17 protein-coding genes and 1 pseudogene are annotated in these 25,080 nt (G+C 71.8%); 5 read left to right on the forward strand and 13 right to left on the reverse strand.

Features of this window, described 5'->3' with window-relative positions; genetic code table 11:
• Positions 1–16 precede the first annotated feature (16 nt).
• From V5O40_RS00825 to eno, 7 genes are all read right to left on the reverse strand, one after another.
• Entirely contained in the window at positions 17–757 is a 741-nt protein-coding gene (locus tag V5O40_RS00825) for a uracil-DNA glycosylase (RefSeq protein ID WP_332903611.1), read from the reverse strand.
• Complete coding sequence (locus tag V5O40_RS00830) at positions 750–1,436, reverse strand: dienelactone hydrolase family protein (RefSeq protein WP_332903612.1); 687 nt, start codon at positions 1,434–1,436, stop codon at positions 750–752. Before V5O40_RS00830 ends, V5O40_RS00825 begins: the two co-directional genes overlap by 8 nt.
• Positions 1,437–1,588: 152 nt before the next feature.
• Positions 1,589–2,542 carry a Ppx/GppA phosphatase family protein gene (locus V5O40_RS00835; protein WP_332903660.1) on the reverse strand — a complete coding sequence of 318 codons (954 nt, stop codon included), beginning with the start codon at positions 2,540–2,542 and terminating at the stop codon, positions 1,589–1,591.
• 56 nt (positions 2,543–2,598) lie between these two features.
• A complete protein-coding gene (locus tag V5O40_RS00840) occupies positions 2,599–3,111 on the reverse strand; it encodes an amino-acid N-acetyltransferase (protein WP_332903613.1) in 513 nt (170 codons plus the stop codon).
• A complete protein-coding gene (locus V5O40_RS00845; RefSeq protein ID WP_332903614.1) occupies positions 3,108–3,665 on the reverse strand; it encodes a DUF501 domain-containing protein in 558 nt (185 codons plus the stop codon). The genes V5O40_RS00840 and V5O40_RS00845 overlap by 4 nt, the downstream gene beginning before the upstream one ends.
• A gap of 22 nt (positions 3,666–3,687) precedes the next feature.
• Positions 3,688–4,308 carry an FtsB family cell division protein gene (locus V5O40_RS00850; RefSeq protein ID WP_332903615.1) on the reverse strand — a complete coding sequence of 207 codons (621 nt, stop codon included), beginning with the start codon at positions 4,306–4,308 and terminating at the stop codon, positions 3,688–3,690.
• A gap of 29 nt (positions 4,309–4,337) precedes the next feature.
• Positions 4,338–5,621, reverse strand: a complete 1,284-nt coding sequence (gene eno / locus V5O40_RS00855; RefSeq protein ID WP_332903616.1) for a phosphopyruvate hydratase — start codon at positions 5,619–5,621, stop codon at positions 4,338–4,340.
• Positions 5,622–5,842: 221 nt separating this feature from the next.
• Here eno and V5O40_RS00860 point away from each other — a divergent pair, with 221 nt between their 5' ends.
• A complete protein-coding gene (locus V5O40_RS00860; protein ID WP_332903617.1) occupies positions 5,843–6,535 on the forward strand; it encodes a hypothetical protein in 693 nt (230 codons plus the stop codon).
• Positions 6,536–6,565: 30 nt separating this feature from the next.
• Here V5O40_RS00860 and V5O40_RS00865 read toward each other — a convergent pair whose 3' ends face one another.
• The 4 genes and pseudogenes from V5O40_RS00865 to mfd form a co-directional block, all read right to left on the reverse strand.
• Positions 6,566–8,185: a DUF885 domain-containing protein gene (locus V5O40_RS00865; protein ID WP_332903618.1), complete on the reverse strand. Its 1,620-nt coding sequence runs from the start codon at positions 8,183–8,185 to the stop codon at positions 6,566–6,568.
• Between the two features lie 76 nt (positions 8,186–8,261).
• Entirely contained in the window at positions 8,262–9,290 is a 1,029-nt protein-coding gene (locus tag V5O40_RS00870; RefSeq protein WP_332903619.1) for a nucleoside triphosphate pyrophosphohydrolase, read from the reverse strand.
• 2 nt (positions 9,291–9,292) lie between these two features.
• Positions 9,293–10,060 carry a hypothetical protein gene (locus V5O40_RS00875; protein WP_332903620.1) on the reverse strand — a complete coding sequence of 256 codons (768 nt, stop codon included), beginning with the start codon at positions 10,058–10,060 and terminating at the stop codon, positions 9,293–9,295.
• Between the two features lie 13 nt (positions 10,061–10,073).
• A pseudogene (gene mfd / locus V5O40_RS00880) lies at positions 10,074–13,556 on the reverse strand (transcription-repair coupling factor); the annotation flags it as partial.
• A gap of 535 nt (positions 13,557–14,091) precedes the next feature.
• Here mfd and V5O40_RS00885 point away from each other — a divergent pair.
• The gene (locus V5O40_RS00885) at positions 14,092–15,006 is read left to right on the forward strand and encodes a cyclase family protein (RefSeq protein ID WP_332903622.1); all 915 of its coding nucleotides are present in this window, start codon (positions 14,092–14,094) and stop codon (positions 15,004–15,006) included.
• 134 nt (positions 15,007–15,140) lie between these two features.
• Here V5O40_RS00885 and V5O40_RS00890 read toward each other — a convergent pair whose 3' ends face one another.
• Complete coding sequence (locus V5O40_RS00890) at positions 15,141–16,181, reverse strand: S66 family peptidase (protein ID WP_332903623.1); 1,041 nt, start codon at positions 16,179–16,181, stop codon at positions 15,141–15,143.
• Positions 16,182–16,386: 205 nt separating this feature from the next.
• On the opposite strand from V5O40_RS00890, the gene ppc reads away from it, so the two are divergent.
• The 3 genes from ppc to V5O40_RS00905 all read left to right on the forward strand — a co-directional run bounded on the left by ppc (position 16,387) and on the right by V5O40_RS00905 (position 24,094).
• Positions 16,387–19,173, forward strand: coding sequence for a phosphoenolpyruvate carboxylase (gene ppc / locus V5O40_RS00895; RefSeq protein WP_332903624.1), 2,787 nt, complete (start codon positions 16,387–16,389; stop codon positions 19,171–19,173).
• A gap of 321 nt (positions 19,174–19,494) precedes the next feature.
• Positions 19,495–20,664 (forward strand): DNA recombination protein RmuC, encoded by a 1,170-nt coding sequence (locus V5O40_RS00900; RefSeq protein ID WP_332903625.1) that lies wholly within the window; start codon positions 19,495–19,497, stop codon positions 20,662–20,664.
• A 163-nt stretch (positions 20,665–20,827) separates the two neighbouring features.
• A complete protein-coding gene (locus V5O40_RS00905; protein ID WP_332903626.1) occupies positions 20,828–24,094 on the forward strand; it encodes a S8 family serine peptidase in 3,267 nt (1,088 codons plus the stop codon).
• A 78-nt stretch (positions 24,095–24,172) separates the two neighbouring features.
• On the opposite strand, the gene V5O40_RS00910 is transcribed toward V5O40_RS00905, so the two are convergent.
• Complete coding sequence (locus V5O40_RS00910; RefSeq protein WP_332903627.1) at positions 24,173–25,009, reverse strand: hypothetical protein; 837 nt, start codon at positions 25,007–25,009, stop codon at positions 24,173–24,175.
• Between the last annotated feature and the right edge of the window lie 71 nt (positions 25,010–25,080).

Here is a 25,080-nt window from a genome sequence, read left to right on the forward strand (position 1 = left end):
TCATCGCCCCGCCGCCTCAGTCCACCCCGGCCAGCAGTTTCGCCCGGGCGAACACGTCGTCCAGCATCTCTGGTGTCAACCGACCGGTGAAGGTGTTCTGCTGGCTGACGTGGTAGCAACCGAGCAGTTCCGGTCCGGTCGTGCCGGACCAGTGTGCCCCATGCCCGAACGGCGGTCGCGGGCTGGGCGGAGGGACGCCGTACCCGGCGCGTAACGCTGGCCACCACGCGGCCCAGGCGAAGGCGCCCAACGCCACCACCACCCGCAGCGTCGGCCGGATCAGCTCGACCTCCCGGTGCAGCCAGGGCGCGCAGGCGTCCCGCTCGCCCGGGGTGGGCTTGTTGTCCGGTGGGGCGCAGCGTACGGCGGCGAAGATCCGCGTGTCACGCAGCGTCAGACCGTCGTCGGCGGCCACACTCGTCGGCTGGTTGGCCAGGCCGGCCCGGTGCAGGGCGGCGAAGAGCACGTCACCGGACCGGTCGCCGGTGAAGACCCGGCCGGTGCGGTTGCCGCCGTGCGCGGCCGGGGCCAGCCCGAGGATGGCGATCCGGGCCGCCGGATCACCGAAGCCGGGCACCGGCCGTCCCCAGTACTCCTGATCGCGGAAGGCCGCCCGCCTGGTGCGGGCGACCTCCTCCCGCCAGTCGACCAACCGGGGGCAGGCGAAACAGTCGGCGACGCCCGCGTCCAGATCAGCCAGGTCCGTCGCGCGCGCGGCGCGGGCGACGACCTCGGCGGGAGTACGCGACTCAGCCAAGCTTGGCCCGGAAGAGTTCGAGGGTGCGCGCCCAGGCGCTGGTGGCGGCCCGCTGGTCGAACTTCTCCGGCCGGTCCTCGTTGAAGAAGGCGTGCGAGGTGCCCGGGTAGTCGTGCAGCTGGCAGGTACCGCCGGAGTTCTCGATGGCCCGGCGTACCGCCTGCACACCCGGGTCCGCGGAGGTGCCGTCCGCCTCCGAGCAGTGCACCAGCGCGTCCTTGCCCGCGTAGTCGGTCCACTCGGTACGCATGCCCTCCCAGGGCAACCGGGGATAGAAGGCGGCGGTGGCGACGATCCGCTCGGAGAAGTTCGCCGCCCACAGCGCCAGGCTGGCCCCGGCGCAGAAGCCGGCGCAGCCCACCTTGCCGGTGACCTCGACACGGCCGGCGAGGTAGTCGGCGGCGGCGGCGATCTCCTGTGCCGTCTCGTCCATCTGCGGCCCGTTGAGCAGCCGGCGGGGCTCACTCGGCTTCCCGGCTGGCTCGCCGTGCCGGAAATCGGGTGCGAGGGCGACGAAGCCCGCCTCGGCGAAGCGGTCCGCCACCGACCTGATGTGCGGCACGAGGCCCCACCAGTCCTGAATCACGATCACTGCCGGGCTCGCCGCGCCGGTGGCGGGTATCGCGAGATATCCCTCACCCGTGCCGCCATCACCACGGTAGGTCACCATCTCGCCCATCGGCCCGTCCTCCTAGCGGTCAGTCATCGTTGGCTGGTCGCCCAGTGGTCCTACGTGCGGGTAGCCTGCCACGCGGTGACCACCGCCGGGAAGATGCCGGAACAGTGGCATTCACCTCCTGTTCGCGCTGGCGCCGATACCTCCCGTTCGCGTCAGCGCCGATACCTCCCGTCGGCGTTTGCCATACTCCAGGCGATGCCGTCGAGGATGTCGTGCTCGGAGGCGATCACGGTGGTCATGCCGGCCCGTTCCATGGCGACCCGGAGCACCAACGCGCCGGCACCTATCACGTCCGCGCGGCCGGGGTGCATCACCGGGATGGCGAGCCGCTGCTCACGCGTCATGGCCAGCAGGTCGGCGGTGACCTTTGCCACCTGGTCGTACGACACCCGGGCGTGGTGGATGCGGGACGGGTCGTACCCGGTGAGGCCCTCGGCGATCGCGACCACGGTGGTGACCGAACCGGCGAGCCCGACGAGCGTGGCCGCCTGCCGCCCCGGCACGGCCGTCAGGGCGCGGTCCACCGCGACCGCGATGTCGGCCTGGGCGGCGGCGATCTCGTCCAGGCCGGGCGGGTCCGCGCGCAGGTGCCGTTCGGTCATCCGGACGCAGCCGATGTCCATGGAGATCGCGGCGTCGACACCGCCGTCCCGGGTGCCGACGACGAACTCGGTCGAGCCGCCACCGATGTCCAGCACCAGGTACGGCGACGCGGCGTCGGCGGGCAGGCCGCGGACGGCTCCGGTGAACGACAGTCGCGCCTCCTCGTCCCCGGTGACCACCTCCGGCGCGACGCCGAGCGTCTGCTCCACCATGGTCCGGAAGTCGGCCGCGTTCTCCGCGTCCCGGCTGGCCGACGTGGCGCACATCCGCACCCGCTCGGCACCGAGCTTGTCGATCTCGGCGGCGTAGTCGGCGAGCGCGACCCGGGTCCGCTCGATCGCCTCCGGAGCGAGCCGGCCGGTGGCGTCCACCCCCTGCCCGAGCCGGACGATCTCCATCCGCCGGCTCTTGTCGACAAGCGGTGCGGCCGGCCCGGCCGACGGGTCCGGCAGGTCGGCCACCAGCAACCGGATCGAGTTGGTGCCACAGTCGATGGCCGCCACACGCGTCGTCACGCCGAGAACCCTACCGCCGCATCCGTACCCCGGCCGTTGCGCCGTCAGAGGCGCAGCAGCATGCGGGTGTTGCCCAGGGTGTTCGGCTTGACCCGCTCCAGGTCGAGGAACTCGGCGACACCCTCGTCGTACGAGCGCAGCAGTTGCTCGTAGACGAGGTGCGGCACCGGGGCGCCGTCGATCTCGGTGAAGCCGAACGAACTGAAGAACCGGGTCTCGAAGGTCAGCACGAAGATGCGGGCCACGCCCAGTTCGCGTGCCGCGCTGATCAGCTCCGCGACGATCCGGTGCCCGATCCGCTGCCCCCGGCAGCAGGGATCGACCGCCACCGTGCGGATCTCCGCCAGGTCCTCCCACATCACGTGCAGCGCGCCGCAGCCCACCACCGTGCCGTCGGCGGCCCGGCTGGCGACCCGGAACTCCTGCACGTCCTCGTACAGGGTGACGGTGGCCTTGCTGAGCAGGCGCCGGTCGTCGGTGTAGGTGTCCACCAACCGCCGGATCGCCCGCACATCGGCGGTCCGGGCCCGCCGGATCACGACATCGTCGTCGCTCACCCGGGCTCCGGCACGTCGACACAGGGCCCGGTCGTCCACCACGGCTCGACCAGGTCGAGCGTCTCGTCGCCGAAGGGGTTGACACCCGGGCCGGCGGCGAGCGCGTGACCGAGCTGGACGTGCAGGCACTTGACCCGGCCGGGCATCCCACCAGCCGAGATGCCGGCGATCTCGGGCACCTCGGCGATGGCGTCCCGGCGGGTCAGGTAGTCCTCGTGGGCCGCGCGGTACCGGGCCGCCAGCTCCGGGTCGTCGGCCAGCCGCTGCGCCATCTCCTTCATCAGACCGGCCGACTCCAACCGGCTGCACGCCGCAGTCGCCCGGGGACAGGTCAGGTAGAACAGCGTCGGGAAGGGGGTGCCGTCGGCCAGCCGCGGTGTCGTCTCCACCACGTCGGGCAGGCCGCACGGGCAGCGGTGGGCCACCGCCCGGGTGCCCCGAGGTGGGCGTCCGAGCTGCGCGCCCACTGCGGCCAGGTCGGCCTCCGTGGCCGGTTCCCGCTTCGGCGGAGGTACGGAGGCCGCCGCCGGTTCCTGCGGTGGTACGACAGTCACGATGCCAGCTCTCGTCGGGTGCTCAGTCTTCGGTCTGGTGGGCGTCGGCGGCGCGCACGCTGGACCAGAGAGTGTCGTACCAGGGGTCGGGGGTGACCGGGGTGACCGGGCCCTCGACGGTGCCCGCCTCGCGGGCCGCGCCGGCCGGATCTTCGAGCAGGATCAGCATCTTCTCACCGGGCCGCCGCATGAAGAACCGCTCCCGGGCCTGGGTCTCGATGTACGCCTTGTCCTGCCACTTCTCCGCCTGGGTGGTCAGTTCGGCGATCAGCTCCCGCTGGGCCGCCTGCGCGGCCTCCATCCGCTCGATGTCGGCCTGCTGGTCGAGGTAGACCCGGACCGGGTAGGTGTAGGCGAGGGCGAGCGCGATCAGCACCGCGAACAGCACGGTGGCGCGGCCGGTGAGACCTCGGGATCGGGGTGCGGACAACCGCGTCACCGCACCACCGGCGGCGGCCCGCCGGGCGGCGGCGGGGCGCTTGGCGGAGCGTACGCTCTCGGCACCGCGGGTGGCCGACGGCGCCCGGCCGGCGGCGGACCGCGACTCGGCGCGGACACCGCCGTCGCGGGCCGTGCCGGACCGGCCGGCGCGTGCCGGCCGACGGACCGGACGCTGACCACCCGGCGTGCGGCGCTGCTGCATCACACCCCTCCCCCGAGGTACGGCATCGGTCAGGCGGAACGGTAACGCGGGAAGGCCCCGGCACCGGCGTACCGCGCCGCGTCGGCCAGTTCCTCCTCGATCCGCAGCAGCTGGTTGTACTTCGCGACCCGGTCCGACCGGGCCGGCGCACCGGTCTTGATCTGACCGCAGCCGGTCGCCACCGCCAGGTCGGCGATGGTGGTGTCCTCGGTCTCGCCGGAGCGGTGGCTCATCATGCACTTGAAGCCGGCCCGGTGGGCCAGGTCCACCGCGTCCAGCGTCTCGGTGAGCGAGCCGATCTGGTTGACCTTGACCAGCACCGCGTTTGCCGCCTGCTCGGCGATGCCCCGGGCGATGCGCTGCGGGTTGGTGACGAACAGGTCGTCGCCGACGATCTGGATCCGGTCGCCGATCGCGGCGGTCAGGGTCTGCCAGCCGGCCCAGTCGTCCTCGGCCAGCGGGTCCTCGATGGAGACGATCGGGTACGCGTCGGCCAGCTTGGTGTAGTACTCGCTCATCTCCGCGGCGCTCTTGGTCGCGCCCTCGAAGGTGTAGCTGCCGTCGGCGAAGAACTCGGTGGCGGCGACGTCGAGGGCGAAGACGATGTCGGTGCCGAGCCGGTAGCCGGCCTTCTCCACCGCCTCGGCGATCAGGTCCAGCGCGGCGGCGTTGGTCGGCAGGTTCGGCGCGAAGCCTCCCTCGTCACCGAGCCCGGTGGACAGGTCCTTCTTCTTCAGCACCGACTTGAGCGCGTGGTACACCTCGGCACCGGAGCGCAGCGCCTCCCGGAAGCTGGGCGCGCCGATCGGCGCGATCATGAACTCCTGGATGTCGACGTTGCTGTCGGCGTGGGCCCCGCCGTTGAGGATGTTCATCATCGGCACCGGCAGCAGGTGTGCGTTCGGCCCACCCAGGTAGCGGAAGAGGCTCAGGTCGGCGCTGCCGGCCGCGGCCTTGGCCACCGCCAGGGAGACCCCGAGGATCGCGTTGGCGCCCAGCTCGGCCTTGTTGTCGGTGCCGTCGATGTCGAGCATCTTCTGGTCGATCGCCCGCTGCTCGCTGGCTTCGTAGCCGATGAGCTGGTCGACGATCCGGTCCTCGATGTTGGCGACCGCCTTCTCCACTCCCTTGCCCAGGTAGCGGTCCTTGTCACCGTCGCGCAGCTCGATCGCCTCGAAGGCGCCGGTCGAGGCGCCGGAGGGCACCGCCGCCCGGGAGATCGTGCCGTCGTCGAGCCCGACCTCGACCTCGACCGTCGGGTTGCCCCGCGAGTCCAGGATCTCCCGAGCCTCGATTACCTCGATGGTTGCCACTGAGTCGCTCCTCGTTCGTGTGGTCTCGTCCGGTATGGGCCGCGACGGTGCGGCAGCGGCAGGTGTTGAACGCAGCGTATCGGTCCCCGCTCCCCGGCACGGCGACCGGGCGGGTCGACGACCCCGCTGCGGTAACCGACGGGTCGGACATTCCCGGATTCTCGTGCCTCAACCGGCAACGGGTTTGCACGAGCGGGACCCGATCGACAAGGCTGGTCGTCATGCCCGCCGCTTCGACCACTCTCCGTACGCTCGCGGTGTCGGTCATCGCGTTGCTCACCGTCACCGGCTGCCAGGCCCTGGACGACGCCGGGCGGGCCATGGGTCGATCCGACATCGTCAACGACCTCGCCGCGCGGATGGACCGGGCGCTGGAGCTGACCTACTCGGCCGAGTACCAGCTTCCGGGCGGGCGGAGCGCCTCGTTCGTCCAGTCGCAGGACCCGGCCCGGTCCAGCTACACCTGGCCCGGCGGAAAGCTGACCGTCACCGACGAGGCGACCACCCGGTGCGACACCGACGGCGATCGGGCCGTCTGCACCCTGGAGGAGCCACCCGCCCCCAACAGCAAGCCCTCGGTGGTGGTCTTCGCCGAGGCCGAGCTGCGGGGGCTGGTCACGCCTCCGATGGTGATGGGCCGGCTGACCGCCGCGGCGTTGGATCCCGACGCGGTCATCACCGAGCGCAGCAGCACTGTCGTCGGCCACCACGCGACCTGCGTCGACGTGCGTCAGAACGGGGAGAGCTTCACCGCCTGCGTGACCGGGGAGGGCGCGCTCGGCAGCTTCACCGGACAGGTCGACGGGCAACCGGTCGAGCTGGCGCTGAGCCGCTACCGCGACCAGGTCGACGGCAGCGCCTTCGACCTGCCGGCGGGTGCCGACGTGGTGGACCGGCGCACCGAGGGCCCCTGAGCCGACCCCCGCCCGGCCGGGCCGGACGGCCTACAGGTCGAGCAGGGTGCGCAGGTGGCGCGGTGGCGGGCTGCCGTGCGCGAGCATCTCGTCGTGCCAGTCCCGCAGCGGCACGTGGTGCGGGCGAGCGGCGGCGATCTCGGCCATCTCGCTGTAGCCGACGAAGTACGTCGACAGTTGCGCCGAGGTCAGCAGCGCGCGACGCCACTTGCCCGCCGCCTCGCCCTCCTCCTGGAAGCCGCGGCCGGTCAACAGCGCCATCGCCTCCGCCTCGGGCAGGTCCTCGGCGTGCGTCAGCTGATCGAGCAGCGCGTTGAGGGTCATCCGCAGCTGCATCTTCAGCTGCTGCAACCGCACCGGCAGGCCACCGAAGCCGCGGCCGGCCATCAGCTCCTCGGCGTAGACCGCCCACCCCTCGACGAAGGGGCCGGAGCGGATCAACGCCCGTACCCGGGTGGAGCCGACGTACCGCCGGGCGTGGGCGAGTTGGAGGAAGTGGCCCGGCATCGCCTCGTGCACCGTGAGGTTGCGGATCATGTGGTCGTTGTACTCGCGGTAGAACGACTCGACCCGACGCGCGGGCCAGTCCACCGGTGTCGGCGCGATGCAGTAGAACGTCGGCACCGCGGCGGTCTCCAGACCACCGGGCGCGTCGCAGTAGGCCACCGCCACACCCCGGGCGAACTGCGGCATCACCTGGATGACGCACGGGTCGTCCGGCACGGTCACCAGGTCGTGCGCCCGGACGACGTCACTCGCCTCGTCCAGGGTGATCGAGGCCAGGTCGACGATCGTGTGGTCGTCGGGGTGTTCGGCGGCGAGCAGGTCGAGGGCCCGGCGTACGGTCTCGTCGTCGGCCGGGCCGCCGACCAGTTCGACCGCCGCCGCGCGGATCTCGTCGGTGACCCGGTCGAGGTTCGCCCAGGCCCGCCGCTGAATCTCGGCGGCGCTCAGCTCGGTGTCGAGGGTGTGCCACAGGCGCGCCTCCCAGCGCCGCCGACCGAGGCGGGGATCGCGGCCCGGGCCGGCGTCGGCGGTCAGGCCGGCACGCAGCCAGGCGACGAACTCGTCGAGCGCGGCCAGTGCCGAGGTCGCCGCCGGCTCGATCCGGTCGAAGCCGGCGGGGGCCTGCGCGAGCAGCGCGGGTACCTCGTCGCGGATCAGCGCCGCCACACCGGTGAACTGGCCGACTGCCGTCTCGGCGTGGATCCGGGGCATGTCACGCAACGTCGCGCGCGCGGTGGCCAGCGCGTCCGGGATCGCGGCGAGCCGGCCGGCGAGGGCGGTCAGCCGCACCTCCACCGGCGCGTACGGGCGCGACAGCAGGGCGTGCAGCAGTGGACCGGGGTTGTGCACGAGCGGGTCCCACTCGTGTCCCCGGATCTCGGTCAGCTCGAACAGTTCCCGGTCGACGAGGGCGGAGAGCAGGGCGTGGTCGACCCGTTCCTCGGCGTCGAGGTCATCGGGGTCGATCTCGACGAGCGCGCTCGCCGCGTCGACGAGCATCGCCCGGTCCCCCGCGACCGCGTCGGCCGAGAAGTCCCACAACCGGTCGTCGACCCGATGGTCTCCCGCCGTCGCGGCGAGCCCCGGTCGACTCCCCAGCAACGCCTCGACAACCCGCTCCCCCACCACCTGAAACCGCTCCACCCCCCGACCCTAACCACCCCCACCCGAACCCGCCCGCCCAGCGCTCCACCCCACCTCCGCCCCGTTGATCATGAGGTTAGCGGCGCGAAATGTCGGATTCGGTGCCGCTAACCTCATGATCAACTCGGCTGGGTGGAGGTGGGGGTTCGGTGGTGCGGATGGTTTGGGCGTGGGAGAGGGCGGTGCGGCGGAGGGCGGCTTCGGGGTCCACGTCGGACGTGCGGGCCTGGGCGACCAGGGCGAGCAGACGGGCGCCGAGGGTGGTTTCGGGGTCGGGTTGTGTCTGCGGTGACGGCAGCGGCGCGGTGACGCCGGCCCGGGCGGCACGCTCGACGATCTTCGCCGCCAGGGCCAGCGCCGGTTGGCTCAACGCGATGCCGTCGAGAACCGAGTCACGGGCCTTCTCCGCCTGCTTGATCCGCTCCCAGTTGGCGGTGATCTCCTCCAGGGTGCCCGCCTCGGCACCGGCGAAGACGTGCGGGTTGCGTCGGATCATCTTGTCCACCAGCCCACCGGCCACGTCGTCGATGGTCCAGCGTTCGTCCTCGGGCAGTTCCTCGGCCAGCCGGGCGTGCAGCACCACCTGGAGCAGCACGTCGCCCAGCTCCTCGCGCAGCGCGTCGGTGTCCCCGGCGCTCATCGCGTCATAGGCCTCGTAGCTCTCCTCCAGCAGGAAGCGGGCCAGGCTGCGGTGGGTCTGCGCCCGCTTCCACGGATCCCCGCCGGGCGAGAGCAGCCGGTCGAGCACCGCCACCGCGTCCAGCAGGCGAGCGCCCGGGGGATCCCACGAGCCGTACATCAGCTCCAGCTCCGCCAACCCCGGCTCGCGGGCCAGCCGCAGCCCCAACTCGCGGGCCACCGACTCGTCGCCGGCCGGGCCGGCCAGCCAGACCACCGTGTCGTGTGCCGCCACCGCGTCCAGCAGCGCCGGCACCGGCGGCCCGTCGAGCACCCGCACCTCGGCGCCCGCCGACCGCAGCGCCGTGGTCAGCTCGCTCTCCTCGGCGACCAGCACCGGAGCCGCGCGTACGACATCCCAGGCGGCTGCCGTCAGCAGCCCGGCCGGCAACCGGGGCGAGGTCACCAGCAGGACGATCCGGGGCATGCTCAGCCGGCGGACGGTACGGGCGGCTCGGGGCGCGGCTGCGGGGTGGAGATGTCGGTGACCGCGTCGGATCCCGGCTCACCCAGCGGCACGCCCACCGCGATGGCCTGCCCGGTGAAGCTCAGCACCGGGAACACCAGCGGCCGGTACCGGGGGTTCACCGTCACGTCGTACGTCTCGACGGCCTCGCGCAGCGAGTTGCGGTTGGCCAGGGCCTGGCGCAGCTGGTCGCCGTCGAGCTGGGCGGCGGCCTCCTCGACGGTCACCTCGGACGGCACCGCGCCGGCCCGCTTGCCCGCCTCGACCAGCTCGGTCAGCTCCTGCTCGGTGGGGGCCACCGGAGCGCCGATCGGGATGCCGGACAGGCAGGTGTACAGCTCGGCCACCTGCCGCACGTAGCCCGTCTCCGGGCTCAGGCCGATGCCCTGCGCCACCTGCGCCGGGTCGATCTGGTTCTGCGGCCGGTAGCCCTCGTCGGCGGAGACCCGCTCGCAGACCTCGCTGAGCACCAGGGTGCTCACCACCTGGCTGCGCGCGGGCAACTGGGGCTCCTGGCCGGGCAGCGGAGGCTCCTGGCCGGGCGGCACCTCGTCCCCCTCGGTCGGGATCGGGTTCTTCGCCTGAGCGTCCTCGATGACCTCGGTGACCGCGTCCTCGGTGATCCGATGGTCACCGACGTACGCGGCGACACCGGGCTCGGAACGGCAACCGGCGAGGGCGACGAGGCCGACCGCCAGGCTGGCGACGGCGACAAGACGGCGAGCACGCATGCCCGTCACTCTCTCATGCCCCCTGTCCACCGGTGACACCGGCGGGTGCGCCGAGCACGTCGGAGAGGAGCTGGGCGCACCACTCCAGCAGGGCCTGGTCGCGCAGCGGCTCGCCGCCCACCCGGCGGGTCATCGGGCGGGGAACGCTCACCTGGTCGAGGGCGGCCTTGTAGACCGAGTCGGGGTGGTAGCGCTTGAGCCGCAACTGCTTGGAGTCGGGCAGCGGCAGCGGACCGAACCGGAGGTGTTTGCCCTGCATGCTGACGTCGGTGAGGCCGTAGGACCGGGCCAGCAGCCGGAACCGGGCCACCGCGATCAGGTTCTGCACGGGTGCGGGCGGCTCGCCGTACCGGTCGGTCATCTCGGCGGCCACCTCGCGCAACCGCTCCTCGTCGCGGGCCTCGGCGAGCTTGCGGTACATCTCCAGGCGCAGCCGCTCCACCCCCACGTAGTCGTGCGGCAGGTGCGCGTCCACCGGGAGATCGATCTTGATGTCGGTCTCCTCCTCCGGACGCTCACCCTTGAACGCCTGCACCGCCTCACCGACCATCCGCACGTACAGGTCGAACCCGACGCCCTCGATGTGCCCGGACTGCTCGCCGCCGAGCAGGTTGCCGGCGCCCCGGATCTCCAGGTCCTTCATGGCCACGTACATGCCGGCGCCCAGCTCGGTGTGCTGGGCGATGGTGGCCAGCCGCTCGTGGGCGTGCTCGGTGAGCGGCTTGTCCGGCGGATAGAGGAAGTACGCGTACGCCCGCTCGCGACCCCGGCCCACCCGACCCCGGATCTGGTGCAGCTGGGCCAGGCCGAGCAGGTCGGCCCGCTCCACGATCAGCGTGTTGGCGTTCGGGATGTCGATGCCGGACTCGACGATCGTGGTGCAGACCAGGACGTCGTACTCCTTCTCCCAGAAGCCGACCATGACCTTCTCCAGGGCGTCCTCGCCCATCTGCCCGTGCGCCACCGCCACCCGTGCCTCGGGCACCAGCTCGCGCAGCCGGCGGGCGGTCCGCTCGATCGACTCGACCCGGTTGTGCAGGTAGAAGACCTGACCGTCGCGGAGCAGCTCACGGTGGATCGCGGCGGCCACCTGCCGGTCATCCTGGGCACCGACGGCGGTGAGCACCGGGTGCCGCTCCTCCGGCGGGGTGGCGATGGTGGACATCTCCCGGATGCCGGTGATCGCCATCTCCAGGGTGCGCGGAATCGGGGTGGCGGACATGCTCAGCACGTCGACCGCGGCCCGCATCGACTTGAGGTGCTCCTTGTGCTCGACGCCGAAGCGCTGTTCCTCGTCGACGATGACCAGCCCGAGCGACTTGAACCGGGTGGCCGACGCCAGCAGCCGGTGGGTGCCGATGACGATGTCGGCGGTGCCGTCGGCGACCATCGCCAGGGTCTGCTCCGCCTCCTTGGGCGTCTGGAAGCGGGACAGCTGCCGGATGGTCACCGGGAACTGGCTCATCCGCTCGGCGAAGGTGTTGTAGTGCTGCTGCACCAGCAGGGTGGTCGGCACCAGCACGGCGACCTGCTTGCCGTCCTGCACCGCCTTGAACGCCGCCCGTACCGCGATCTCGGTCTTGCCGTAGCCGACGTCGCCGCAGATCAGCCGGTCCATCGGGATGCTCTGCTCCATGTCCCGCTTGACCTCTTCGATGGCGGCGAGCTGGTCGGGCGTCTCCTGCCAGGGGAAGGCGTCCTCCAACTCCCGCTGCCACGGGGTGTCCGGCCCGAAGTTGTGCCCCTTGGACGCCTTGCGGGCGGCGTAGAGCTGGATCAGCTGGGCGGCGATCTCGCGGACCGCCTTGCGGGCCCGGGCCTTGGACTTCTGCCAGTCCGAGCCGCCCATCTTGTGCAGGGTGGGCTGCTCGCCGCCGACGTAGCGGCTCAACTGGTCGAGCTGGTCGGTGGGGACGAAGAGCCGGTCACCGGGCTGGCCGCGCTTGCTCGGGGCGTACTCGATGACGAGGTACTCCCGGGATGCGCCGTTGACGGTCCGCTGCACCAGCTCGACGTACCGGCCGATGCCGTGCTGCTCGTGCACCACATGGTCACCGGCGCGCAGTTCCAGCGGGTCGATGGTGTTGCGCCGCCGGCTCGGCATCTTGCGCATGTCCCGGGTCGACACGCCCCGACCGCCGGTCACGTCGCTGCCGGTGAGCAGCACGAACCGGGCGGCCTCGTCGACGAAGCCACCGGTCAGGCTGCCGCAGGTGACCAGCAGCTCCCCGGGGGCGGGCGCGGCCGGCACCTCCTCGGTCATCCGGGCACCGAGACCGCCGTCCCGGAGCACCTCGACGGCCCGTTGGGCGGGGCCGTGGCCCTCGAAGACCAGCGCGATCGACCAGCCCTCGCCGGCCCACCGCTTGAGGTCGTCGACCACCCGGGCGGTCTCGCCGTGGTAGAGCGGTGCGGGCTGGGCCGCCAGGGCCACCGCGATGGCGTCGTCGGGAGTGACGTCGACCGCCGCCGGCTCGTCCTCCCAGGGCTGCCGGGTCGCGGCCGGGCCGACCGGCTCGGCCAGGCCGAACGGGGACAGCGTCCACCAGGGCTGGCGCAGGGTCGCGGCGTGCGCGCGTACGTCGGCGAGGGTGTGGAAGGCGGCGGCGCCGAGGTCCACCGGGGCCTGGCCTCCGACGGCGGCCGCGGCCCAGCTGGCCTGGAGGAACTCCTCCGAGGTACGCACCAGATCGTGCGCCCGGGTGCGGATCCGCTCCGGGTCGCAGAGCAGCACGTGCGTGCCGGCCGGCATGCAGTCCAGCAGCAACTCCATCGAGCCGTCGCCGATCAACGCCGGGGCCAGGGACTCCATCCCCTCCACCGGAACCCCACCGGCCAGCTTGTCCAGGATCTCGGCCAGCTCCGGGTGCTGCTGGGCAAGGGTGGCGGCCCGCTCCCGGATCTCGGGGGTGAGCAGCAGTTCCCGGCAGGGCGGGGCCCAGAGCTGGGGGATCTGCTCGATGGTGCGCTGGTCGGCGACGGCGAAGGTGCGGATCTCCTCCACCTCGTCGCCCCAGAACTCGACCCGGGACGGGTGCTCGTCGGTGGGCGGGAAGACGTCCAGGATGCCGCCGCGAACGGCGAACTCGCCCCGCTTGGTGACCAGGTCGACGCGGGCGTACGCCATGTCGGTGAGCCGGCGGGCGACCTGCTCCAGGTCGGCCTCGTCGCCGGCGGCCAACCGGACCGGTTCCAGGTCGCCGAGCCCCTTGAGCTGTGGTTGCAGCACCGAGCGGACGGGGGCCACCACCACCCGCAGCGGGCCGGTGCGCCCGTGCGCGTCCGCCGAGTCCGGGTGCGCGAGCCGGCGCAGCACGGCCAACCGCCGGCCGACGGTGTCGGAGCGCGGGGAGAGTCGCTCGTGCGGCAGCGTCTCCCAGCTCGGGAAGATCGCCACCTGCTCGGGCGGCAGCAGGCTGCCCAGCGCGGCGACGAGATCCTCGGCCTCGCGGCTGGTGGCGGTGACCGCCAACACCGCCCGCCCCGCGCCGCCGGCCGTCGCGCCGCTCCCCGGGCCGCCGCCGCTCCCCGAGCCGCCGCCGCTACCCGAGCCGCCGCCGCTTCCCGGGCCGCCGGCACGGTCGTCGGGGTCCGCCGCGACCGCGGCGACCGCGAACGGGCGCAGCGCCGGCGGGGCGGTCAGGTCGAGCCCGTCGACCTGGGCCGCACCGGAGCGCGCCAGGTCACGGACGCGGGCCAGGCCCGGGTCGGCCAGGGCGGCGGCGAACAGTCCGGTGAGCGCAGTCATGATCACTTCCGAGGTGGGGACACGACGATCACCCCGCGTCCAGCCCGGACGGGGGGTGCGGTGCCAGCCTAGCTCTGCCCACCGACCTTCACCCCGCTTCCCACCCTCCCGGCCGCCGCCTCGCACAAGCGCCCCGACCGTCCCGAGGCGTGTGCAGCTGCGGGGAAAGTGCGGGCTGCGGGGCGTGGGAGGCCACACTTTGCCCGAAGTTGTCGCCTCGCCCGGGGCGGCAGGGGCAGTGGCGGATCTTGACTGGTCGGGTGGGGGGTGATCGGGTACCCGAATGAGCGGGGAATATCGTGCGCGGTTCGACGCGGAGGTCGTGTTCGGCAACGGCGGGGGCCTGAGCACCGAGGGGTTCCGGCTGGACATCCCGGGCGACCGGATCGACGACGCCGACCTGGCGGCGCTGTTCGTCCGGCATCTCGGCCTGCTGATGGTCGCCGAGGTACGGATCACCAACAAGACGATCATCGAGGAGCCGCACAAGGGCGGTCGCGCCGTCCGGAACGCCCCGGACAGCGGCCACGGACGGCGGCTGATCGAGCTGAGTCACCTGGTCACCGACGGGATGACCACCCTGCCCGGCTGGCCGGCACCGAAGATCACCGAGTGGCTGAGCCGCGAGGCGTCCCGCGAGCACTACGCGCCGGGCACCGAGTTCCAGGTGGCCCGGATCGACATGATCGCCAACACCGGCACCTACCTGGACACCCCCGCCCACCGGTACGCCGACGGCGCCGACCTGTCCGGTTTCCCGCTGGACCGCCTCGCCGACCTGCCCGGACTCGTCGTCCGGCTGCCCGCCGACACCCGCGCGGTGGACCGGCTGCTGCTGGCACCGTACGACGTGGCCGGCAAGGCGGTGCTGCTGCACACCGGCTGGGACGCGCACTTCGGCACCGACGGGTACGGCGCCCCGGAGGCGCCCCACCTGACCGGTGACGGCGCGCAGGCGCTGGTGGACGCGGGCGCCGCCCTGGTCGGCATCGACTCGATCAACATTGACGCCATGGGTCCCGCGGCCGGCGGTGAGCGGCCCGCGCACAGCCTCCTGCTGGCCGCCGACATCCCGATCGTGGAGCACCTGACCGGGCTGGACGCCCTGCCGCCGGACGGCTTCCGGTTCACCGCCGCGCCACCGAGGGTGGCCGGCATGGGCACCTTCCCCGTCCGCGCCTTCGCCGTCGTGCACTGAGGGGCAGGGTCAACTCCGGATGCGGGATGTCGCGGCTTCCGTCGGGCGCGGATACCGCGACATGCCGTAACTGGAGTAGATCTTGCCCCCTCGGCCCCTCGGCCCCTCGGCGCGTCGGCGCGTCGGCCTGGCGGTCAGTAGCGGACCGAGATGCGTCGCTGGACCGCGTCCACCCGGACCTCGCCGCCGTACGGGATGATCAGTTGCGGATCGGTGTGCCCGAAGTCGACGTCGAAGACCAGTACCGCGTCCGGGGCGTATTCGGCGAACGCCCGGGTGACGGCGGCGCGCTGGTCCCTGGCGTACTCCGTCTTCTCCTGCGGGTTGAGCCGGCGGCCGAACTCCCATGCCTTGGCGCGGCCGACGAGCGCGGCGGGGAAGCCGCCGAGCAGGCCACGCTCACCGAGGTTACGCAGCATCCGGTAGACCTCGACGGCCGATGGCAACTCCTCCGAGGTCTCCAGCAGGAAGACCGACCCGGCCAGCGTGGCCGCCGGAGCGACCCGGTCGGCGGCGAGCAGCCAGTGCAGCACCTCCAGGTTGCCGCCCCAGGTGCGTCCCTCGACCACCTTCGCCGGCCCCTGCCAACGCCAGCCGGTGCCGGGGAACATCACCGGCTCGGCGGCGAGGGAGGCGGGATCGTTCCAGTCGTTCGGCTCGTCGCCCCACCGCGGCGCCGGAGTCAGGTCGTACCAGTCGTTGCCGAACAGCGCCGCGCGAAGCGAGTCGGCGGTCAGCGGGTGCAGCGCGCCGGGGCGGCCGAGGTGCACCAGCACCGACCCGCCGTGATAGCTGACCACGCCCAGCCGGTGCAGGTGGTTGAGCACGTTGGTGTTGTCGGAGTACCCGAAGTAGGGCTTCGGGTTGGCCCGCAGCACCTCGTCGTCCAGGTGCGGCGTCACGGTGATCAGATCGTCGCCGCCGACGGTGGCCAGCACGGCGGTGATCGTCGGATCGGCGAAGGCGGCGGTCAGGTCCCGGGCGCGGTCGCGCGGGTCGGCGCCCATGATCCGGGTGGTCGGGTACTCGACCGGCTCCAGGCCGAACTCCGCACGCAGCCGGCGCAGCCCCAGTTCGTACACGTGCGGGAAGAGAGCCGGCAGGCCGGCGGAGGGTGAGACGATCGCCACTCGATCGCCAGTTCTCGGCTTCGGTGGCTGGACCAGCGACGTCATGTCCCCGACGCTATCGGCCGTGAACAGCGGTTTTCGACCTCCGGAGGTCCTCGACCGGCGAACCTCGGCAGCGTCGAAGTCCGGCTGGGGTCCCCCTGAAACGCAGGGCGTTATCAAGGGGGCCTTCCTTCCGGGCGGGTTCGCGTGGATACGATCGGGGGAGTCGGACAGCGCTGTCCTTCGTACTTGACGTGAGGAGCGCATGGTGACCGACCAGCACGATCACGACGGCCCCGACGCCGCGCTGCGCGCCGACATCCGCAGGTTGGGCACGTTGCTCGGGCAGACCCTGGCCCGCCAGGAGGGACGCCCGCTGCTCGACCTCGTCGAGGAGATCCGGGCCCAGGTCCGCACCGACGCCCCGGCCGCCGCCCGGCGGCTCGGCGGGCTCGATGTGACCACCGGCACCAAGCTGGCCCGCGCCTTCTCCACCTACTTCCACCTGGCCAACATCACCGAGCAGGTGCACCGGGCCCGGGACCTGCGGCGTCGCCGCGCCATCCAGGGCGGCTGGCTGGACCAGGCGGCCAAGATGATCGCCGAACGCGGGGTGCCGGCCGAGGAGATCGCCTCGGTGGCCCGCCGGTTGGCGGTACGTCCGGTCTTCACCGCTCACCCGACCGAGGCGGCCCGCCGGTCGATCCTGTCGAAGCTGCGCGCGATCGCCGACGAGCTGGACGCCGAGACGGCCAACGCGATCCTCTACGGCGCCAGCGACGAGGGTCCGGCGAACCGTCGGCTGGCCGAGCTGCTCGACCTGATGTGGCAGACCGACGAGCTGCGGCTGGACCGGCCGGACCCGACCGACGAGGCGCGCAACGCCATCTACTACCTGCGTGACCTGTACGCCGAGGCGGCCCCGCAGGTGCTCGACGACCTGGCCGAGACGCTGCGTACGCTGGGCGTGGAGACCTCGCCGACGGCCCGACCGCTGACCTTCGGCACCTGGATCGGCGGTGACCGGGACGGCAACCCGTTCGTCACTCCGGCGGTGACCCGCGAGGTGCTGGCCATTCAGCACGAGCATGGCCTGACCGCCACCGAGGCGGCGATGGAAGAGCTGATCAACGAGGTGTCGGTCTCCCGCCGCCTGCGCGGGGTCTCGCTCGACCTGTCCGCCAGCCTCGCCGCCGACCTCGACGCGCTGCCCGAGGTGGCACCCCGCTTCCGTCGGGTCAACGCCGAGGAGCCGTACCGGCTCAAGGCCCGCTGTGTCCGCGCCAAGCTCGCCAACACCCGGGCCCGGCTGCGCCAGGGCACCCCGCACGTGCCGGGGCGCGACTACCGGGGTTCGGCCGAGCTGATCGCCGACCTCGATCTGCTGCGCGCCTCGCTGGCCCGCAACTCCGGCCAGCTCACCGCCGTCGGCCGGCTCGCCTCGACCATCCGTACCGTCTCCGCGTTCGGCCTGCACCTGGCGACCATGGACGTCCGCGAGCACGCCGAGAAGCACCACGAGGTGCTCACCCAGCTGTACGCGGCGGTGGGTGAGGTGGACGACTACCCGTCGCTGAGCCGGCTGGAGCGCACCAAGCTGCTCGCCGACGAGCTGGCCAGTCGCCGGCCGCTGTCCACGTCGGACACCCCGCTGAGCCAGTCGGCCCGCAAGACCTTCGACGTGTTCAGCACCATCCGGGAGGCGCAGGACCGGTTCGGCGCCGAGGTGATCGAGTCGTACATCATCTCGATGACCCTCGGTGTGGACGACGTGCTCGCCGCCGTGGTGCTCGCCCGCGAGGCCGGCCTGGTCGACGTGCACAGCGGCCGGGCCCGGATCGGCATCGTGCCGCTGCTGGAGACCCCGGCCGAGCTGAACTCCGGCGGCGAGCTGCTCGACGAGCTGCTGTCGCTGCCGGCGTACCGGGCGCTGGTGGCGGCCCGGGGCGACGTGCAGGAGGTGATGCTCGGTTACTCCGACTCCAACAAGGAGGCCGGCATCACCACCAGCCAGTGGTCCATCCACCGGGCCCAGCGCGCACTGCGCGACGTGGCCGCTCGACACGGCGTGCACCTGCGGCTCTTCCACGGCCGGGGCGGCACGGTCGGGCGCGGCGGCGGCCCCACCCATGACGCGATCCTGGCCCAGCCGTACGGCACCCTGGACGGCGCGATCAAGGTGACCGAGCAGGGTGAGGTCATCTCCGACAAGTACACCCTGCCCGCGCTGGCTCGGGAGAACCTGGAGCTGAGCGTGGCCGCCGTGCTCCAGGCGACGCTGCTGCACACCGCGCCCCGCCAACCCGCCGAGATGCTGGAACGCTGGGACGCGACGATGGACGTGGTGTCCGAGTCGGCGTTCCGGTCGTACCGCTCACTGGTGGAGGATCCGGACCTGCCCGCCTACTTCTGGGCCTCCACCCCGACCGAACTGCTCGGTGCGTTGAACATCGGCTCCCGGCCGGCGAAGCGGCCGAACACCGGCGCCGGGCTGTCCGGGCTGCGGGCCATCCCGTGGGTGTTCGGCTGGACCCAGACCCGGCAGATCGTGCCCGGCTGGTTCGGGGTCGGCTCCGGTCTGGCCGCCGCCCGGGAGGCCGGGCTGGCCGACGTGCTCGCCGAGATGCACCGCAACTGGCACTTCTTCCGCACGTTCCTGTCCAACGTGGAGATGATGCTGACCAAGACCGACCTCGGCATCGCCCGCCGGTACGTCGAGACCCTGGTTCCGAAGCAGCTGCACCCGATCTTCGACAAGATCGAGCAGGAGTACGAGCTGACCCGGCGCGAGGTGCTCGCCGTCACCGACTCACCGGACCTGCTGGAGAACTCCCCGGTGCTGCAACGCACCCTCGCCGTACGCGACACCTACCTGGAACCGCTGCACCACCTTCAGGTGGCGTTGCTGCGGCAGTACCGCGACTCCGGGGCGGCCGGCCGGGCGGTGGCCACCGCACCGGGTGGCCGACGCGCCCCGAGCGACGGCACCGCCCTGGAGCGGGCCCTGCTCACCACGGTCAACGGCATCGCCGCCGGCATGCGCAACACCGGCTGAGCTGTTGGATCTTGCCCCAAGATCCGCACAGTTTCAGGGATGTTGCTGCCTCAACTCTGGCCGAGGCAGCAGTATCAGGGAAGTTGCGTGGAACTCGCGGTAAGGTGGCGCGTCGGAAGTCGAGACTCGCGGCGGTGTTGCTGGGGTCGGGCGCCTCGACAGCGGCGCTGGCGTCGTACTCGGGGTCGCCGTGACAAGGCGTTGCACCACCTCGAGGTGCCCAGCGGGGCCGACGATCCCTGCTGCGACGAGCCCGGTGCTGCGGAAATCGCCGCGTACCCGTGCGGGCGCGCAGCGCCCGCCTTTGGCAAGCTCGTAAGGATGGACCTGGAGACCCTCGCGGTTGTCGTCGTCTGTCTCGGTGCCGGCGGCGCGGTCGGCTGGTTCGCCGCCCGGGCCCGCTCGGTGACCGAGATCACCCGGCTGGACGCCACGCTGCGCGCCACCCGGGAGGGCGAGGCGCGGCTGGAGCAGTCGATGCGGGCGCTGAGCTACGAGGCGACGGCCCAGTCGCAGGAGGCGGTCGCCCGGGCGGTGGCGCCGTTGCACGAAACGCTGCGCCGCTACGAGCAGCGGGTCGCCGATCTCGAACGGGAGCGGGTCGACGCGTACGCGGAGCTGCGCGAGCAGGTCCGCGCGATGAGCACGGTCTCCGGTGAGCTGCGGACGGAGACGAAGCAGTTGGTGGCTGCCCTGCGTGCGCCGCAGGTACGTGGACGGTGGGGCGAGCACCAGTTGCGCCGCATCGTCGAGGCCGCCGGGATGCTGGAACACTGCGACTTCGCCGAGCAGGTCACCGCCGCCACCGACCAGCAGACGGTACGCCCCGACCTGGTGGTTCGCCTGCACGGTGGCCGGAGCGTGGTGGTGGACGCGAAGGCGCCGTTCGACGCGTACCTCACCGCGATGGAGGCGCGCGACGAGCGGGGCCGGGACACCCATCTCGACGCGCACGCCAAGCACCTGCGGGCGCACGTCGACGCATTGGCCGCCAAGTCGTACTGGTCCGCATTCGAGTCCACTCCGGAGTTCGTGGTGCTCTTCGTGCCGGCTGATCCTTTTCTGGACGTCGCACTGCAACGCGATCCGACGCTGTTGGAACACGCCTTCGCCCGTAACGTGGTGCTGGCCACCCCGGCCACCCTGGTCGCGCTCCTGCGTACGGTCGCCTGGTCATGGCGGCAGGAACAGCTGACCCGCAATGCGATGGCCGTGCACACGCTGGCGCGGGAACTGTACGGACGGTTGTCGACGCTCGGTGACCACGTCGGCAAACTCGGTGCCTCACTCGGTGGTGCGGTCACCGCGTACAACCGGGCGGTGGGCTCGCTGGAGGCGCGGGTGCTGGTGAGCGCCCGCAAGCTGGCGGAACTGGGCGTGTCGGATCAGGAACTGCCCACCCCGGGGCAGGTGGAACTGGCGCCACGACAGCCGCAAGCGCCAGAGCTGCTCGTGGAATCCACTCCAGATGATCGAACTCGGTCTAACTGAAATCGGCCCTTATCATCTTCGATGTGACAATGAGCGTCTCGCATATCACGAGATGGTCACAACGTACCCGGCGGTAGTGACATCGACGGTCGGCACCACGAAGGATTTCGCTCACGCGTGCCCTGCTTCTGAGGGCGCCTGAGTTCTCTGGAGGAAAGAGAACGTGAGCAAACCCCGAAACCTGAGCCGGCGTACCTCCGCCGCGCTCTTCGCCTCGGTGATGGCGGCCAGCGCCGTGACCGTGGCGGGCGGCGCCGCCACCGCGAGCGCCGCTCCTGCCGGACCCGACGCCGCGCAGGCCACCCCCGCCGAGGCGTTGGACCAGCACGACGCCAAACTGCTCGCCGAGGCGGAGGCGAAGAAGGCCCCCACCGTCACGATGATCGTCGCCACCGACAAGGGCAAGGCGAAGGACGTCGCCGACGACCTCAAGGACCTCGGCGCGGCCGTCACCGAGCGCTTCGACACGATCGGATACGTGCTCGCCAAGGTGCCGACCGGCAAGGCGGTCAAGGCCGCCAAGCTGCCGGGCGTGGCCACCATCGACCTGGACGAGAAGATCCAGCTGCCCGACCCGAAGCCGGAGGTCGCCCCGGGCGGCGCGAAGGGCGGCCAGCAGGGCGGCACGGTCAGCGGACCGGGTGCCAGGACGAAGGCCGACAACCCGTACATGCCGACGAACGAGACCGGTGCGGTCAAGTTCGTCAAGCAGCACAAGAAGTGGGACGGCCGCGGCGTCACCATCGGCATCATGGACTCCGGCGTGGACCTGGAACACCCGGCGCTGCAGGAGACCACCACCGGCGAGCGCAAGATCGTCGACTGGGTCACCGCGACCGATCCGTTCGAGGACTCCACCTGGCGTCCGATGCTCAACCAGGTGACCGGGCCGACGTTCACCCTCGCCGGTCGCACCTGGACCGCGCCGGCCGGCACCTACCGGTTCAACCTGTTCAGTGAGAGCATCACGAACCAGAGCGACCCGGCCGGTGACGTCAACCGTGACGGAGACAAGACCGACCAGTTCGGCATCCTGTTCGACCCGGCCACCAACAACATCTGGGTCGACACCGACCAGGACGGCGACTTCACCGACCAGGCCGTGATGCGGCCGTACAAGGAGAAGTTCGACGTCGGCCACTTCGGCACCGACAACCCGGCGACTCCGATCAAGGAGCGGATGTCGTTCGTCGTCGAGTACCGCAAGAACGTCGACACCACTCCGGTCGGCGGCCCCGGCCTGGTGGACTACGTCAACATCGGCATCATCGAGAGCGCCCACGGCACGCACGTCGCCGGCATCACCGCCGCCAACGACATGCTCGGCAACGGCGCGTTCGACGGTGCCGCCCCCGGCGCCAAGATCGTTTCCTCCCGTGCCTGCTCCTGGGGCGGTGGCTGCACGGCCGCCGCGCTCACCACCGGCATGGCCGATCTGGTGATCAACCGCGGGGTCGACGTGATCAACATGTCGATCGGTGGCCTGCCGGCGCTGAACGACGCCAACAACGCCCGCGCCACCCTCTACAACAACCTGATCACCACCTACGGGGTGCAGATGTTCATCTCGGCCGGCAACTCCGGCCCGGGCGTGAACACCATCGGCGACCCGTCGGTGGCGGGCAACGTGGTCAGCGTCGCCGCCAGCATCAGCAAGGACACCTGGCTGGCGAACTACGGCTCGGTGGTCAAGAAGAAGAACGCCCTGTTCAACTTCTCCTCGCGCGGCCCGCGTGAGGACGGTGGCGCCAAGCCGAACATCGCCGCGCCGGGTTCGGCCATCTCCACCACGCCGGTGTGGCAGCCCGGCAGCCCGGTCGCCGAGGCCGGCTACGCGCTGCCGCCGGGCTACGGCATGTTCAACGGCACCTCGATGGCCTCCCCGCAGGCCGCCGGCGCCGCCGCGCTGCTGCTCTCGGCCGCCCGGGCGACCGACAAGGGCATCACCCCGGAGATGCTGCGGCGGGCGATCTTCACCTCCGCCAAGCCGATCGCCGACACCCCGACCTACGGGCAGGGCTACGGCATGTTCAACGTGCCGGGTGCCTGGAAACTGCTGAAGAAGGGTGTGCAGACCCGCTCGTACACCTCCGACGCCCCGGTCTGCACGGTGCTCTCCGGCCTGCTGGCCACGCCGAACCAGGGCACCGGCGTCTACAACCGCTGCGGCTCAGCGGACGGCGGACACCAGGTCAACCAGGCGAAGTCGTACCAGGTCAAGCTGACCCGGACCAGCGGCCCGGCCGGCAACGTGAAGCACAACATCGGCCTGCGCGGCAACGACGGCACCTTCTCGGCGCCGAAGAACGTCACGCTGCCGCTGAACACGCCCGTCACCATCACGATCATCGCCAAGCCGAAGACCGTCGGCGCGCACGGCACGATCGTGACCGTCGACGACCCGGCCACCAGCACGATCGACTTCGAGGTCTCCGCCGTGGTGGTGGTCTCGAACGACGTCAGCAAGCCCAACTTCGCCTACTCGGCGCAGGGCTCGGTGGACCGGAACAGCACCACGTCGTACTTCGTGACGGTTCCCCCGGGTGCCGGTGCCCTCCAGGTCAACCTCTCCGGCATCGCCACCGGGTCGCAGACGCGCTTCATCGCGTTCAACCCGTGGGGCGTTCCGGTGGAGAGCACCTCCAGTCTGGCCTGCTTCACCAACCACAACAGCACGGTCGTCTGCAACGCCTTCGAGCGCGACTACCAGAACCCGATGCCGGGTGTCTGGGAGATCGAGGTCGAGTCGCGGCGGACCTCGCCGTCGCTGAACAACCCGTACCAGATCCAGGCACGGGTGCAGGGCGTCGCGGTCGAGCCGGCCGTGGTCGAGCTGCCGTCGGTCACCGCCGGCGCCCCGACCCCGGTCACCTGGTCGCTGAAGAACACCTTCGGCCCGGTCACGGTGACCGGCCAGGGCGGCGCGCTGGCCAGCTCGCACGCGGAGCGGCCGACCATCGTCGAGTACGCGACGCAGGAGTACACCGTGGACGTGCCGGCGGGCGCCACCAGCTTCACCGCCCGCATCGGCAACACCTCGGATGCCGGCGCCGACCTCGACCTGTACGTCTACCGGGGGACCACCCTGGTGGACTACGACGCGGACGGCGACTCGGAGGAGTCCGTGACCCTGAACAACCCGGCGGCTGGCACCTACACCGTCGTCGTCGAGGCGTACTCGGTCGACGGGGCCGGTGGCAGCACCGAGTACGACTACCGGGACTCGTTCTCCTCCCCGGCGCTCGGCACCCTCTCGGCGTCGAGCACGCCGCTCACGCTGGCCCACGGTGCCACCGGCACCATCTCGGGCACGGTGACGGCCCAGTCCGCCCCGGCCGCGGGTCGGAGCCTCTACGGTGAGCTGACCGTCGTGACCACCGAAGGCGCGGTCGTCGGCCGCGGCGCGGTCGACATCGGCGCGGTGAACTGACACCACCAACCGCACCACCAGGAAGCCCGTCTCCGGTTCTCCGGAGACGGGCTTCCGTCCGTCCAGCGGCCGGGCCGGTCAGCCGACCGGCTCGGCCCGTCCCGGGTGGCGGCCCACCAGACCCACCACCAGCAGCAGGTAGGCGGCCACCTCGACGGCGGCGAGGACGGCTGGTCCGGACGCCGGCAGGCTCGCGTTGGCCTGGAAGACGGCGGTCAGCAGGACACCAGGTCCGGCGGCCGACGGCAGCGACAACGCGGTGAGCGCCACGTCCAGGTGGGTCACGGCGACCAGCACCAGCAGGACGGCACCGCCGGCGGCGATCCGGTGACGAGGCCCGGCCAGCAGGGCGGCCAGGACCAACGCGCCGACGGCGAGGACGAGCGGTGCCAGCACGGCGCCGACCGTGGCCACGGCGGACGGGCCGGTGTCGCCGGGACCGGGCGGCTGGGTCGCGCGTACCGCAAAGTGGATCTCGGCCAGCCGGACGGTCGCGTACCCGACCACGAGCGTCGCCGCCAGCCCCGCACCGGTGAGGGCGAAACGTCCCGGGCGGGCATCGCGCCACCGACCGGTCAGCAGCAGGATCAGGACGAGAAGCAGCGCCGCCCAGCTCAGCCGGAGGCCGGTGACGAACCCCAGGGTCGGGTCAACCGCGTCGGTTCGCAGGACCTGCCATTCCCGGTCGGCGGGTTCGGCGGGCATCGTGATCCACGCGTCGACGACGAGCACGGAGAGCGCCGCCGGCAACGCCCAGGGCAGGTCCGGTGGCCGGGCGGTCAGCGCGTACGCCGCCAACAGCAGCAACGCGGCCACCTCGGCCTGGCGCAGCAACGGAACACCGGTGAGGATGTTGAGGACGTGGACGGCGGCGAGGGCCCCGGCCGCCACAGGAAGGATCAGTCGGTACCGCACCGCGGCATCCTGCCATCAACTGATCCACATCGTCGGCCCCGTGCCGCCGTCGCGGGCGGCCCGGTGCCACG

The organism is Micromonospora palythoicola, from assembly GCF_036689795.1.
Classification (GTDB): Bacteria; Actinomycetota; Actinomycetes; order Mycobacteriales; family Micromonosporaceae; genus Micromonospora; species Micromonospora palythoicola.

Bases quoted from the DNA above. Each gene is read 5' to 3' on its own strand.
- V5O40_RS00830 (WP_332903612.1), bottom strand. From the start codon at position 1,436: ATGGGCGAGATGGTGACCTACCGTGGTGATGGCGGCACGGGTGAGGGA.
- V5O40_RS00850 (WP_332903615.1), bottom strand. From the start codon at position 4,308: ATGCAGCAGCGCCGCACGCCGGGTGGTCAGCGTCCGGTCCGTCGGCCG.
- V5O40_RS00860 (WP_332903617.1), top strand. From the start codon at position 5,843: ATGCCCGCCGCTTCGACCACTCTCCGTACGCTCGCGGTGTCGGTCATC.
- V5O40_RS00870 (WP_332903619.1), bottom strand. From the start codon at position 9,290: ATGCCCCGGATCGTCCTGCTGGTGACCTCGCCCCGGTTGCCGGCCGGG.
- V5O40_RS00875 (WP_332903620.1), bottom strand. From the start codon at position 10,060: ATGCGTGCTCGCCGTCTTGTCGCCGTCGCCAGCCTGGCGGTCGGCCTC.
- V5O40_RS00885 (WP_332903622.1), top strand. From the start codon at position 14,092: ATGAGCGGGGAATATCGTGCGCGGTTCGACGCGGAGGTCGTGTTCGGC.
- V5O40_RS00890 (WP_332903623.1), bottom strand. From the start codon at position 16,181: ATGACGTCGCTGGTCCAGCCACCGAAGCCGAGAACTGGCGATCGAGTG.
- V5O40_RS00900 (WP_332903625.1), top strand. From the start codon at position 19,495: ATGGACCTGGAGACCCTCGCGGTTGTCGTCGTCTGTCTCGGTGCCGGC.